11 protein-coding genes and 4 pseudogenes are annotated in these 13406 nt (G+C 58.1%); 10 read left to right on the plus strand and 5 right to left on the minus strand.

What is annotated here, in order from left to right; genetic code table 11:
- Nucleotides 1-275: 275 nt before the first annotated feature.
- The 6 genes and pseudogenes from GWE18_RS39570 to GWE18_RS39595 form a co-directional block, all read left to right on the plus strand.
- A pseudogene (locus GWE18_RS39570) lies at nucleotides 276-424 on the plus strand (NADPH:quinone oxidoreductase family protein); the annotation flags it as partial.
- A gap of 482 nt (nucleotides 425-906) precedes the next feature.
- Nucleotides 907-1122: a hypothetical protein gene (locus GWE18_RS39575; protein ID WP_275190953.1), complete on the plus strand. Its 216-nt coding sequence runs from the start codon at nucleotides 907-909 to the stop codon at nucleotides 1120-1122.
- A 1639-nt stretch (nucleotides 1123-2761) separates the two neighbouring features.
- Nucleotides 2762-2962: a hypothetical protein gene (locus tag GWE18_RS39580; protein ID WP_275190954.1), complete on the plus strand. Its 201-nt coding sequence runs from the start codon at nucleotides 2762-2764 to the stop codon at nucleotides 2960-2962.
- A 647-nt stretch (nucleotides 2963-3609) separates the two neighbouring features.
- Nucleotides 3610-4968: an LLM class flavin-dependent oxidoreductase gene (locus GWE18_RS39585; protein WP_275190955.1), complete on the plus strand. Its 1359-nt coding sequence runs from the start codon at nucleotides 3610-3612 to the stop codon at nucleotides 4966-4968.
- A gap of 1771 nt (nucleotides 4969-6739) precedes the next feature.
- Nucleotides 6740-7069 (plus strand): hypothetical protein, encoded by a 330-nt coding sequence (locus tag GWE18_RS39590; RefSeq protein WP_275190956.1) that lies wholly within the window; start codon nucleotides 6740-6742, stop codon nucleotides 7067-7069.
- 113 nt (nucleotides 7070-7182) lie between these two features.
- Nucleotides 7183-8365: pseudogene (locus GWE18_RS39595) on the plus strand (IS3 family transposase).
- 188 nt (nucleotides 8366-8553) lie between these two features.
- Here GWE18_RS39595 and GWE18_RS39600 read toward each other — a convergent pair.
- Nucleotides 8554-9177, minus strand: a complete 624-nt coding sequence (locus GWE18_RS39600) for a hypothetical protein (protein WP_275190957.1) — start codon at nucleotides 9175-9177, stop codon at nucleotides 8554-8556.
- A 124-nt stretch (nucleotides 9178-9301) separates the two neighbouring features.
- Between GWE18_RS39600 and GWE18_RS39605 the strand changes: the two are divergent.
- Together GWE18_RS39605 and GWE18_RS39610 are read left to right on the plus strand one after the other, a co-directional pair.
- Nucleotides 9302-9398: pseudogene (locus GWE18_RS39605) on the plus strand (transposase domain-containing protein); the annotation flags it as partial.
- Nucleotides 9399-9434: 36 nt separating this feature from the next.
- Nucleotides 9435-9726, plus strand: a pseudogene (locus GWE18_RS39610) (hypothetical protein).
- Between the two features lie 600 nt (nucleotides 9727-10326).
- Here GWE18_RS39610 and GWE18_RS39615 read toward each other — a convergent pair.
- From GWE18_RS39615 to GWE18_RS39625, 3 genes are all read right to left on the minus strand, one after another.
- Nucleotides 10327-10713, minus strand: a complete 387-nt coding sequence (locus GWE18_RS39615) for a nitroreductase family protein (protein WP_275190958.1) — start codon at nucleotides 10711-10713, stop codon at nucleotides 10327-10329.
- Entirely contained in the window at nucleotides 10629-10952 is a 324-nt protein-coding gene (locus tag GWE18_RS39620; RefSeq protein WP_342804338.1) for a nitroreductase family protein, read from the minus strand. The genes GWE18_RS39615 and GWE18_RS39620 overlap by 85 nt, the downstream gene beginning before the upstream one ends.
- A gap of 187 nt (nucleotides 10953-11139) precedes the next feature.
- Complete coding sequence (locus tag GWE18_RS39625) at nucleotides 11140-11394, minus strand: hypothetical protein (protein WP_275190959.1); 255 nt, start codon at nucleotides 11392-11394, stop codon at nucleotides 11140-11142.
- Between the two features lie 532 nt (nucleotides 11395-11926).
- Between GWE18_RS39625 and GWE18_RS39630 the strand changes: the two genes are divergently transcribed.
- Together GWE18_RS39630 and GWE18_RS39635 are read left to right on the plus strand one after the other, a co-directional pair.
- Complete coding sequence (locus GWE18_RS39630) at nucleotides 11927-12076, plus strand: hypothetical protein (RefSeq protein WP_275190960.1); 150 nt, start codon at nucleotides 11927-11929, stop codon at nucleotides 12074-12076.
- A gap of 259 nt (nucleotides 12077-12335) precedes the next feature.
- On the plus strand, nucleotides 12336-13019 hold the full coding sequence (locus tag GWE18_RS39635; protein ID WP_275190973.1) for a transposase: 684 nt from the start codon (nucleotides 12336-12338) through the stop codon (nucleotides 13017-13019).
- A gap of 46 nt (nucleotides 13020-13065) precedes the next feature.
- Here GWE18_RS39635 and GWE18_RS39640 read toward each other — a convergent pair whose 3' ends face one another.
- Nucleotides 13066-13329 (minus strand): hypothetical protein, encoded by a 264-nt coding sequence (locus tag GWE18_RS39640; RefSeq protein ID WP_275190976.1) that lies wholly within the window; start codon nucleotides 13327-13329, stop codon nucleotides 13066-13068.
- Between the last annotated feature and the right edge of the window lie 77 nt (nucleotides 13330-13406).

Genomic DNA, 13406 nt, shown 5'->3' on the forward strand with positions numbered 1-13406 from the left:
GAGGGAATCCCAAAAACGAAATCGCAAGGTTCCGATGCCCAAAGCATCAAAACCTTGCAATCTGCAAACGCCCCTTAGCCCAAATCGAGATTCCCGATCAGTGGCTTAGGCCTTCTTCACGGACGACTAAGTATTGAGAAGGCACTCTGAGAAGCCGCGAAACTCTGCTTGGCTTGAAGCAGCCGGCGGCGGCCGTTGGCCTTGCTTTGGACCTATCTTCCCGCTGGGACACCACGTCGCCTGTTAAAGAGGCGTGCGCCCCCGACGGCGCTCAAGTTGTATGTGATGTGGTAGGCTGAGACTGTTCAGAGGCTGCGTTGCGTGCCACAGTTTGGGACGGTCGCTTCCTCCTCGTAGGATTTGTCGCAGGCATCCCACGGGTTCCGCTCCAAAGTCGTGCCAGATTGTCGGCGTGTTCTGGGGACCGTAGCTTGACCGTAGTGTTGATTTGCCGTCGCGCGATCGCGTGCAAATTGGCATGGGGCATTTTCGAGGTGGAATTCTCGATCACATCCTTCATCGGCCCCGAGGCAAGGCTACTGTCTTTCTTGAGAGATTACACATTGCCATCGACCGATCATTTGTGGCGCCCGCATCCATCACGTTGGTGACCCGGGATGCGGTCCAGTTGTCGATCTGGTCCAGCTATTGTCCCCTTGACGGTGCCCGTAGGCATTGGGCGGCGCGTGGCAGGCGCCGCAATCGCCGACTCCTCGACGATATAGCCGTCGTGGTTGAACTCATCTGAGCGCCCTGGGGCGGCCACGAAGGTGGCGGGCGCGAAGAACTGGCACTTCCAGCCTAGTTTCATTGTCCTGATACTCGAACATTAAACGCAAAAGTCGGCCCGGCCGAGCGGATCGTTATAGGGCAGGTGGAGCTCAAGATAGTCATTGCGAGACTACCTTGCTCGGCGATATTGGTCACTTTCTGATGGGCGTCGTGAACGATCTTGTTCGAGGCGCTGCCCCGACCGTTTGTATAGGCGCGGGTGATCGACGCGCGGACAAAGCCACAGAAATTATCGTTGTTGTAATCGGCGCAGCGCTGACCGAGCCGGCCGCGGCGAAGGTTGAACATGGCCTCATAAAAAGGGCAGTCGCGCTGGAGCCGGCCTGGTAAGCATAGTTCTGGCCGACCACGCCTTTGTCTCTCACCGGGTCGCAAACACAATCGAACGTTGAACAAGGCGCAGAGGAGAAGATAGGGGGCCTGCTCCCATTCTTTAGCTATTACCATCGACATACGTGACGCGGTCGCGACGCTTACGACCATGCCGCCGCCGGAGAGATTCACCTTTGTCACCTCGCAATCAGTGCGTGCTGACGCGCGTACCAGCGCCCGGCCACACGCAGGTTTGCGGACAGGCCTTAAGTACTGGCGTAGCCGAACCGCTCGCAGATAGCCGCCTGGGCCATGGTGCAGCCGTGAGGTTGATGTAGGCCCGGGCTGCGCAAACGGGTGCAGGCCAAGGCTGGTTGCGATGCTGGTGAATAGCTGTGCGTATAATCCTGCTTCGCCAGCGGTATCGAATATCTAGGCTGTGATCTCCGAACGGAGTGCCGTCTCGTTTTAACTTGCCGCTAAGGTTACCGGCTGTGCCGAATATGCTCGCCACGCGCTCGAATTGTCATAATAAGGCCAGAGCTCGTCGCAACTGACCGGCCAGTGCTGGACGCTATTGTGTTCGGCCACGATCGTTTTTGCCGCAATGCTCGACCATGTTTCGGCGGATGCCGAAATCGATCCCAGCCGTCCCAGTGCACCCTGGCAGCGCGCCCCTGACGATCTCGGAACGTTTCGACATTAGGATCCGTTTGGGGGTACGATGAAAGATATGCGAGCAACTGCATGCCGCAACTCTATCGGGCAGGCTGTCTCGCTGTAGCCCTTTGCATTCCGATCAATCGGCGGCCATCGCGCCGTCGCTCACCGATGGAGTTAGATCGCTCCAGATCTCTCCGGCCGGCAATCGATGAGTTGGTCCGCGCGCCAACTGCTTCGGGCCGTTCCAGCTCACGTCGGTACCCAACGAAATGAACAATGCTTCCGTTGCGCCACGATAGTGTTCTCTCCCTAATCCGAGAGATCGGATCTGATTACGAACCTGGTGGAAAGCGTTCGGGCCCATACAAACGAGACCACAGCATCAAAACAGACTAGTTATTGTCCTCGTTGCCGGTTCTGCGTACCTCTTCTTCGATACCTGATCATGTGGATTGAAAGTCGTCTACTAACAAGGCTTGACACAAATCGGTTTCAACAAGGGGGCAGCCCCAGGCGACACAAGGGGCGAAATGGTGACGTTTCGATTGCGAGCTTATCGGCCCATTTGGTTATGGTGCAAATGTTTTACGTGCCTTTCTGTGCCGCAACACCAACATCCGAGAAGAAATCCTTATCAGCGCGCCTATCAAATTATGGTTGACACCCAACTGTTACGAGTAGGTCATTCGTTTGCCGAAGTTATCCTGAACGCCAGCTGCCTCCCGCACAGTACCGGCACTAGACCGTTTTGCCCAAGAGGGATGAGCATCGGGGAGTCCCACGCTGCCGCAGTCCACGGATCCGAAGGGTGCGGCTGGTTCTTCCCTCCAGATGAAGCGACTACATCCGTACACACCAATCCGGTCTACTCGTTTATATGGAAACAGGAGCCGCACGGCCTCGTGTGACCAAACCATTGGAAACCGCATCTGGACCCACTCCAGAAAGATCACTGCTGACGCAGCGATGACTCGCCCTTTACCGTCATTCCTCTATGTCCACCATCTCCGGCAGATCGAGAAACCAGCGCCGATGCCTCGTCAGATACGCCATCGTGTGGGGCAAGATGGGCGCATCAATGTTGCGCCGCGAGTCCGATGCGCATGACCAGCGCCTGCATCAGGGGATGCAAAATGTGCGGCCCGTCAACTACCAAGGCTGGCAATTGATGAAGATGGCAAAGCATATCATCTAACCGGTCAGCGTGCGCCCGCTCAGACGTCTCCACGCAACGAGTTCGGTATGCAATATCAGCCACGATGGGCCCTCCTTGATCGATGCGCTGGCTCGCCGCGAGCAGAAATCGCGCGTACTGACGCGTGCGTCAGCCGCAACTTTTGCATTGTCTTGAAAGCGTTTGATGGGCGCTCCGGCGCGACCGCCGAGCCCCTTAGTCGTGAAGCCTCATGGGCATTGGGCCCATCAATTGCCTACTCTCTCGGCTACCACGATGCGAACGTAGATTCATGTGACCAATTCGTCGACATGGTCGCGCGCCTAGTGCATTCGACCGGGCTGCCTGTCCTTGTCGAGAGCGGTTCCGGGAACGCCGTGAATGCGCGCCCCCTGGCACGCAAATTCCCCTCGCTAGATAGGAACGGCGCCCCCCGAGTTGCGCCGCTGCGAACTCTAAAGAGCACAGACGATCGCTTCCAAAGTCTCCTCGGAAATCGACAGTTCCTAAGGGTTCATCCGACGTTCAGTTGTGGTTCCCAGCGGCCATCGTCCAGAGCAGGCAATCCAGCTGTGAAGTCGGGGAAGCCGCCAATCTGGTGCGGTCGAACAAGCCTTGCGCAGACATAATGGGGCGGTTCGCGCAGTCAATTCAAACGGAGGTGTGGCATGCGGCGCAATGATGAAATGAAGCTCGGACTGTTCCTCCGTCCGGCGGGAAATCATGAAGGTGCATGGCGCGATCCGAGCGTGCCAGTAAATAGTGGAGTTGATATCGATCATTATACTCATCTGACGGCACTTGCCGAACGTGCGGCATTTCACTTCGTATTTCTCGCCGACACCCCAGGCGTGTTAGAACGAGATCACTCACATATGGCCCGAGTAAGCCGAAACGACACATTCGAGCCTATCACGTTATTGTCGGCGCTTTCGTCGAGAACAAAGAACATCGGCCTCGTAGGGACAGCGACGACTACATACAACCAGCCATATCACCTTGCGCGCATGTTCGCCTCACTCGACCACCTGTCGCGGGGGCGTGCGGCCTGGAACATTGTCACCTCGGGATCCAAGTTTGATGCCCCAAATTTTGGCGACGCGGAACTTCCAGATTATGACACGCGGTATTCTCGAGCGCGAGAGTTTGTAAAGGTTGTCAAGGGGCTTTGGGACTCTTGGGAGGACGACGCCTTCATTCGCGACAAGCAAAGTGGTATTTTCGCTGACACCACGAAGTTGCACTTGCTTCATCATCGAGGGCACTACTTCTCTGTCAGAGGCCCCCTGAACATCCCGCGACCGCCTCAAGGATATCCCGTGTTGATTCAGGCGGGCGCATCCGACGCCGGCATACAGTTCGGTGCAGAAGTCGGCGAGGTCATGTTCACGGCTGCACCTCATTTAGAGGACGGCAAAAAACACTACGCGGCTCTCAAAGAAAAAGCGCGTGCATTTGGGCGGGAGGACAATCAGGTGCTAGTCATGCCCGGCATTATTCCGATCATTGGGAGGACCAAGGAAGAAGCGTCTGAGAAGCTTCGAAGGCTACAATCGTATACGCACATCGACGTGCAAATTGGATACGCCGATCTTCTGCTGGGGTTTGTCACGGACCTGCGTTCAATGAATCTCGACTCATTGGTCCCCGAGACGTTACCGCAGACGAATTTCATGAAGAGTCGTCAAAAAATCCTCCTCGAGCTGGCCGCACGCGAGAAATTCACTTGGAGACAACTGATCCAGTCGATATCAGATAGTCGTGGCCACCTCATGGTCGTAGGAACACCAGACGAAATTGCCCGCGTTATGATGGATACATTTGATCAACGTGCGGCCGACGGATTCAACGTATTGCCGCCGAGCTGCCCCGGCGAACTCATGGAGTTTGTTGAGCTCGTGCTTCCTGAATTGCGACGACGAGGAAAATTCAGGTCCGGATACTCCGGACAAACACTAAGAGAGAACCTCGGTCTCAAGCGGCCGCTCAATCAGTTTACGAAGGTAGGTGTAAGCAGTTCTCCTTGAGAAAGCGTCCATTGGGGGATTCCGCTTTGGCACGGTGGTGGGCATTGAGATTGCAAGCTTTCGGGTCTGAACGCGAAAGCTTGGAATTTCGCGTTGGGGATTGAACAAAATCCCTGCGCAACATCTGAGGAGAGGTGGTAACGCCTCCTCTCTGAGAGGATGGGGGAGCAGAGCCCAGCCTTCAGATCGGGGCTTGTCTGGTGGACTAGAGGTACCCTCGCCGCGGCCGACGCTTGATCGAGGGACCTGGCGTTCCGGAATTTGTCGCCGGCGACGCCACGAATATGTTTCCGACGCGGTATTCGAAGTTCAACCGACATTTCGACCGGAGCGCACAGGCGATCTGGTCAAGTGCAATCCGTAGGGACCGGATGAACCGGAACGCGTGGACGCAAGGCGACGACCGCGGTGCCGCTCGCATCGGCGACAATCCTGTCAATCGGAATTGTCCGAAGTGCCAGGGTTCAGCGCGTATGCAGTGGTTCGCGAAGCCGAGATCCTTCCCGGGCCGTACTTCCATGTCGCTTTCACTTACCAGCGTCCGCCGGAAAGATCGCCTTTCAGAAAAATCGGCCGTCTATGCCGTCCTGTTCCGATCTGCGGCGGAGGCGGTCGCGCGACGGTTGAGATCGCCGAGATGCGCAAATCCGAGGAAGGAGCTTCGTTTGCGCCGAGCTCGATTCCGCGTTCTCTCGACCGTCACGGCTTGAGCAGAAAGACGCGCACGCAGCCGGGTAAGAGACGCCCAGCGGCGCCGTGGCCTGAACTCGCGGCCGCGGCTTGATCCTACAAGCTGGTCTTTTGACGAGATCGGCGCCTCAACCAGAATGGCACGGCTTTACGGTCGCTCCATACGCGGTCAGGGCTGCCGCGCCGCAGTCCCGAACGGTCATTGGCTGGCCGAGACGTCACTGCAGCGCTGCGCCGCACCAGTCTTCACTTGGACGATTACACTTGACGGGCACACGAATGCCATCGCTGTCCGCGCCTATGTCGAACACCATCTTCAATCCTGCGACGTCGTCCGCATGGGACAAATAAAGGCGGGGCCGTCCGGAATCCTATCGGGGCCTGCGGCGCCAGTCTTTTGCGAATGCCCTCGAATTCGCCTGATTTCAGCCCTATCGAGAATGCTTATACCAAACTCAAATCCAGCCTGCGCAAAGTCGCTGCCACGGCGGTTGAGGTCCTCGCGGTGCAATCAGATATCCATTTACGCCAGACGAATGCGCCAAACTACTACGTTGCCGTGGGATGCGGCTCAACTTGATCGGCGCATCGGCCGATTGGGGCTCGAGGGCAGCCGCGCTGTAAGGTTTCAATTTAGAAGTGCGCCCAACCCATCAGCTCTGTGTCGAAGTAGTGCGTGCGTGAGAATTGCGACTTAGTCTTCCCGGAGTGGGGTGAAGTCTTTTCTCGACAACAGATAGATCGACGTGCCGCGTGTCGGATCAAGGGGGCAGGAAAGGTTTCGAATTCTGACTGGCCGCGAAAGCGTAGAGAAAGGGCAATGGCTGCTAATTAGAAGGCGGACGTCCACCCGTGCCGGCGACCTGCTGATTGGCAGCAATATCGAGTTCGATTTCGCACGACACCTCGACGATGGTTTCTCGACAATGGCCGTTCTCGACAGCGCGTATTTGAACGCCTGGGCGCGGTTTGCGAACAGGCCGCCAAAATGTCGCTCTGTTCACGGGCAACCCACAAGGATTCCTGAGTGTTGAGGGGCGCTATTCCTTGGCGTCAATGGACACGACCCGCCAGCTGAACGGTGCGCAAGGATAGTCAATTCAAAAAAGGAGATGCGGCATGCGGCATGCGGCTCGATGATGAAATGAAGCTCGGACTATTCCTCGTCCTGGCGGAATTCCACGAAGGTGCGTGGCGCGATCCGAGCGTGCCAGCGAATGAGGTGTTGATATCGACCATTATGCTCATCTGGCGGGAATTGCCGAAGGGTGCGGCACTTCACTTCGTGTTTGTCACCGATAGCCCATGCGTATTAGACCAAAATCACAGACGTATGGTGTATCCCTCCGGCGGCGACCGCCGGCGGCTGCCTTGTGTAGTTCGGTCGTCGTTCTGGTATGACCTAGCCTAAGGTCACATAGCCAACGCAGGTGAAGGTGTTGGAGGCCGAGCGTCGGCGTTGACCTTGCCCCACGGGCTTAATCCAGTTTGAAGTTCGCTCTGGCCCACGACAAGGACCAGAGCATGAAGCGCAATCGTTTTACGGAAGAACAGATCATCGGTATCTTGAAGGAGCACGAGGCCGGGGTTTTGGCGGCCGATCTGTGCCGCAAGCACGGCGTCAGCGACGCCAGCATCTACAAACGGAAGGCCAAGTTCGGCGGGATGGACGTCTCCGAAGCCAAGCGGCTGAGGACGCTGGAGGACGAGAACACGAAGCTGAAGCAGCTCCTGGCCGACGCCATGCTGGACAACGCGGCACTGAAGGACCTCTTGGGAAAGAAGTAGTGACGCCCGCGGGGAAACGGAAAGCTGTCGTCCATCTGCGAGAGGCATTCGGGATGAGCGAACGGCGGGCTGTAAAGCCATCGGCTGCTGCCGCATGACCATGAGATACGAGACGACCCGGGCTGACGACGCCGGCCTTCGCCAGCGCATGAAGGGGATTGCCCAGGAACGCCGCCGCTTCGGCTACCGGCGGCTGCATGTTCTGCTCAAGCGGGAGGGGTATTTGATCAACCACAAGAAGCTCTTCCGGCTCTACCGGGAAGAGAAGCTGACGGTGCGCCGCCGTGGCGGCCGCAAGCGGGCGATCGGGACCAGGGCGCCGATGCTGGTTCCGATGATGCCGAACGACCGGTGGTCGCTCAACTTTGTCGGACCAGCTGACCTGCGGCCGCCGCTTCCGCATTCTGACCGTCGTCGATGATTGTAGCCGCGAGTGCCTTGCGCTGGTGGCCGACATCTCGCTCTCCGGCATCCGCGTGGCGCGGGAACTGGACCGGCTGATGATCGAGCGGGGCAAGCCCAGGATGGTGGTTAGTGACAACGGCAGCGAACTCACCAGCAACGCTATCCTGGCATGGGCCGACCAGAGCCGCGTCGCATGGCATTCGCGCCGGGCAAACCCATGCAGAACGCCTTCATCGAGAGCTTCAACGGTCGGTTGCGGGATGAGCTGTTGAACGAAACGCTGTTCACGTCACTGGCCCAAGCCCGCGTCGCGCTCGGATGCTGGCGGGCCGATTACAACGACACACGACCACACTCGCAGCTCGGATGGAGAACCCCGTCCGAGTTCGCCTTCACCTGCCACCCGCGCCGGGATCTGGCGCTGCGCTATGCCGAAGGCTCCGCGCCAGCTCCCGTCGCTACCACCGCCCATTCGGGCAAACCCAACGGCCGGAGCGAACTCAGAAATGGATAAAACTTGGGGGCAAGGTCAGCGTCGATGGAGTTATGACGAGAAGGTTCGCCTGGTCGAAGAGACCTTGCAAGCTGGCGAGACTGTCTGTGGCGTTGCCCACCGGCATGGATTGGCTCAAAGCTTGCTGTTCACCTGGCGCCGAAAGGCGCGCCAAGGCCGCTTGGGGAGGCAGGACGCCGCGCCGACCCTTATTCCTGTTGAGATCTCTTCGGCGGCCGCGCCGGCACCGACGTACGCACCGCAACCATCGTTATCGCCTCCCGCCCCAGCGAAGGACCGGAATAACCGAGATCGAACTTGGCGGCTGTCGCGTGCGGTTTGACCGTGACGTTGACGCCGAGGCGCTGCAGCGACGGCAGGGCACACCTCGCGCAGGAAGCGGCGAATGAATGGGCAGGTGGCGAATGATGGTTCTCGGCGCCAACCCGCGTTCCCTTTGCAGAAACTCGGCGAACTCCGCGAATATCTAATCCTGCGGCGAGATCGGCGGCAGCGCCGCCGGCGCGATCATGCCCGCCTCGCGCAATACCGATAGCAACCGCCTCAGCGCCACCCGGCTGAATGCACTGCTTCCCCGCTCGATACTTAAAGGTACCGTTCGGCCACGCGCTCATCGAGATCGCCAGCCTCAAGCCACATCTTTTGATCCAGCTGATGAGGTCGCTGACCAAGTTCAGGCATCGCCACGTGCCGTGGCCAGCGAGTTCGTCCCTGACGAGGCGCGCCGTGTAGAGCTCGACGAGCTGTCTGAGGGATCCACTCTTCAGGCGCCGGAATAGTCGGCTCCTGCCCAAATACTCTTCCGCAATCATATCCTGGCCTCCGCTGTTGAAAGCGGAGGTACAAGACAAACTATGCCGAGCCGACTACACGCCGCTCACGGTGAATCTCGGAGAAAACAAGCCCATTCGGCATAGTTCGCAGTCGGCATAAAACGCCAAAATGAACGGCGTCGATCCGCAAGCCTGGCTCGCCGATGTTCTCGCCCGCATCTCCGCTCATCCCTCATCGGCTGGACGAGCTTCTGCCCTGAAATTAGACGCCGGCCGGCGATCTCTGCTCGAACGGCATGACTACCCACGTCAACAAGGTCGATCACGTCACCACCATTGCCAAGGTCACGAAGGATCTCGGTGAAGATGAAGATTGGCCGCGAGACGTCGCCGAACGAAATGGAGATCGAGGACGGCGCCATTTGGGTCTATGGTGTTGGCGAAGATGGTATCCAGGCGTTTACTGACTTCGGCATCGAACGCCTCATCGAGCTCATCCAAATTTACAAAGAAAATCCCGAGTTGCTTAAGCGCTGGCCGCCAGAACAATCCAACCGAACCCGCGGCCTACGCTGGATGGGAAGATAGGTCTCAACGTTGCAGCGGCGCCGGGAGTGGTGTGAACTCGCATGGCAACTAGGATCTCGCGATGCTGGCCTTTATCGACCAGACCAGCGCTCACTCCAAAATGGGTATGGCTTTATCATCGCTCCAAACATGGTCAGCCCTGCCGCGCTGCGGTCCCGCGCGGTCATTGGCTGATCACGACTTTCAACGACGAGCCAGACCCGTACCGCGCCAACGGCGCCAATCACGCTCTATAGGCGTATGAAGGCCGTTGCCGTCCGCGCCTTCATCGAATAGGTATTGGCGCCACCTTAACGCCACGACATCGTCGTGATTGGGGAAATCTGACGGCAAATAACGGCACTGCCGTCGGTACTTTGATCGAGAGACTTGCCACACCAAGAGCTCTGTTCGTCTAAATTCCGCCCCGTCGAGAAGGCTTATGCCCCATTTGAAAACCGAGGCTGCGCAAAGCCGGCTGTCAGAACGGTCGACCCGTTAAGGGCGCAGGCGCCGGTGCATTCCACGGGTGGAGGGACCCGCCCGGCGAGAATTCAATTAGAGCAGCGGCCCATGCGTCAGCTTCTGAATGTTTCGGAAAACACGGCGCGGGCGACAAAGTCACCGATTGGCGAATGGCCGCTCGGCTTTTGGCGCTGCAGCAGGGCAGCCGGCAGGTGTGCGCCGTCGCCCCTGCGCCCAATGGCGATCGCGATAGTTGACGGTAAAATCCTCGGGCACGCTGAGCACCGTGCGCGCCTTCTCCAACTCAAATCCACTCATGCCGTGTGCGGTCCAGCCTACGGCCGTCGCCTGGTTGGCAAAGTTGGCCCAGGCAGCGCCGCAGTCGAAGGAATGGGTGCGCGAGAATTGCGACTCGGTCTTGCTGGGTGGGATGAAGTTCTTCCTCGACAGCAGATAAATCAGGGCCGCCGCGTGTCGCGCCCAACCTTGGTTGAACTCGACCAGAGGAGAAAGAAACGCTTCGAATTCTGACTGCCCGCGCAAGGCATAGAGAAAGCGCCTTGGGAGTTAAAGGCTGACGGCGCCCACCGAGCGGCCTCAAAGAAGGTGTTAAGAACTCCTCCCGGGATCCGATCCTGGGTGAACCCACGCGGCGAACAGGGGTTGACGAATATCCGGTCGGCAGGATGTTCAGGGGCACGAATTTTGGAGGCCGGCTTTTCAATAGTCGCTCTCTTCTCGTGCGTCTGTTTGCACTCGCCGGAGCCCGCGTGGTAAAAGATGTCACGAGCGTGGCGGCTCGATCAAATCCGCGTTCAATTCGCGAGAGATCGAAGTTCATTTTCGCTGCCCATGTGATCATATATCCAAACTATATGGTCGCGTGAGCGCAATCATGTCATCGCCGATCTGCTCCTCGTGAACGCGCAGCAAGCTCAGCCCATTCGAACCTCCTCAATTGCCGACGTATCAAGCCACAGGCCTCGTGCCGGCGATCCTCGGATTTGGGGGAATATTGAGTTCGATTTCACCCGACACCTCGACGATGGTTTCTCGATGGTGGCCATTCTCGCGCAGCGCGTATTTGAACGCTTGGGCGCGGTTCACGAACAGGCCGCCAAAAGTGCCGTTCTGTTCGCTGGCAACCCAATTGCCACGACGATCTCTGCCAACAAACACAATCGACTTTCCGGAGTTGCACGAAGGAGGTTCCAGGAGCCCCATAATCATAATCCTTCCATGACCTAGGATGGGGTATGCTTCTCAGCCGACATCTCCGAAAAGCCCGCACCTTGTGCTCAACGTCAGCAGCGCTGGAGCAGCAATCACAAATTGGGTCAGCGCATTCATCAGCATCGGCCGGGCAAGCTTCATCAGCACCTCCTGGCACGAAATCGTAGCTTGGCGTTGGGCTATTTCTTGCCTATCGCGCGTTCGGAGTGGCACTCGTGGAATTTTGGAATCTTTCTGGGAAGTGTGGATTTTTGTCGGACGTACCACGTGCAGCCCCGATCTAGATGTAATTTTAGAATATCGGCTCTCTATTACGTGTAAGCCTGTGGAGAGTGCTCACGATCTCCAGTCGTCTCGAACCATCGTTTCCTCCTGCGCCAATTGCAAAGTCACGAACCGGCCGTCGTTCTCGATGATGAAGAATACAGCAAAAGAGAAGGAAGTCCCCTACCAATCCTGGAGGGAAGCGCAAGGTCGGTCTCGCGTTACATGCTCGCTCAATTACTGATCTCAGGGATAAGAGGTGGGATTTGCGCCCACCGCGTCGGCTAACGGGTCGCCGATCGGCCTCAAGATCACGAGCCTTGACACCGAGCTGAAGCGTCAGGGCATGGACGTTATCGTCCTTGGGACGAGCGAGCCTGACTTCGGCAAGCCGAACCAAGTGAAGTAGACGGCGAAGCGGGCGATGGGCGCAGGCGCAGCTGAGTACAACGCGCTCGATCGTGCGCCCGAATTGAAGGTTGCGATCCGAGCGGAGGAGGGTATCAGAAAGAATGTGTAAGCAGGTTTCTGTGAGTTTACCTTACCGAGGAGACTCACATGATGATCGACACGACGATTACGCCTGAAGTACTGGATCAACTGCTTGCCAACTATGAGAAGACCTCACAGGTGCAGATGGGCTTTTCAAACAGCTGAAGAAGGCGCTGATTGAGCGGGCGCTTGGTGCGGAGCTGAGTGATCATCTTGGCTACGAGAAGGGGGACCCGGCCGGCCGCGGCGGCGGCAATAGCCGTAACGGAACCAGCGCGAAGACAATCCTGACCGAGGACGGCGAGATCAACATAGCTGTGCCACGCGACCGGGCAGGCAGCTTTGAGTCGCTATTGATCGCCAAGGCCCGGACCCGTTTCGACGGCTTCGACGACAAAATCCTGAGCCTCTACGCGCGCGGCATGACGGTGCGCGAGATCCAGGGCATTTATCTGAACTTTCTGGGCCGAGGTCTCGCCGGATTTGATCAGCCGGGTGACCGACGCGTCCGGGAATGGCAAAGCCGCCCGCTCGACCCGGTCTATCCGGTGGCGTTTTTCGATGCGCTGCGGGTCAAGATTCGCGTTGAAGGCATGGTCAAGAACAAGGCCGTCTATGTCGCGCGTCGAGTGGACTGCCGCCATGGGCCAGTTCGCCATTCAGTTCGGCTCGCGTTTTCCGGGATCAGCGCGATGATCAAAGTGTCGATCAGCCCCCTTATCCGCCGGCCCGAGTTTGGACGATCAGCAAGCTCTGTAAAGGCCGGGCCTGCGGCCCCCGCCTGCGGCGGCTACGGCCTTGACAGACCTTGCTGCCGGCCACTGTTAGCCACCATGGCGTCGACGACAATGTCCGGCTGATGCAAGAAATCACTGCAATTCAACGTTCAGAGGCCTCTTACACAAACTATCTGACATTCCCCAGCGAGCAGCCAAAACGTGCGCCCCCTGCCAGGCAGTCGATCCAGGCCACCGAATAGGTAGCGCTCTCGCCACACTTCAGCGCAGCAATGGCGGCGCCGAGATCATGCGCGACGATAGTCCACTTGCGGATCCAGCCTGTCTCGACGGAGCTGAGCCGGATCGTCGCCTGGGCCCGCTTGAGTTTGCGAGCGGCATGCTTGCCGCCGCTCAGCATCGTCGTCAGTTCCTCTCGCTCGGCTTGGCTCAATTCGACCCGCTATCGTATATTCATCGTTCGCCTCCCTGGTGGGGCTCCGGACGAATCGATCCATGAGTGGAAAAATC

It is taken from the genome of Bradyrhizobium sp. CSA112, from assembly GCF_029051645.1.
Taxonomy (GTDB): domain Bacteria; phylum Pseudomonadota; class Alphaproteobacteria; order Rhizobiales; family Xanthobacteraceae; genus Bradyrhizobium.

Coding starts and splice junctions, on each gene's coding strand:
- GWE18_RS39580 (WP_275190954.1), top strand. CDS start 2,762: ATGTCCACCATCTCCGGCAGATCGAGAAACCAGCGCCGATGCCTCGTC.
- GWE18_RS39585 (WP_275190955.1), top strand. CDS start 3,610: ATGCGGCGCAATGATGAAATGAAGCTCGGACTGTTCCTCCGTCCGGCG.
- GWE18_RS39600 (WP_275190957.1), bottom strand. CDS start 9,177: ATGATTGCGGAAGAGTATTTGGGCAGGAGCCGACTATTCCGGCGCCTG.
- GWE18_RS39625 (WP_275190959.1), bottom strand. CDS start 11,394: ATGGGGCTCCTGGAACCTCCTTCGTGCAACTCCGGAAAGTCGATTGTG.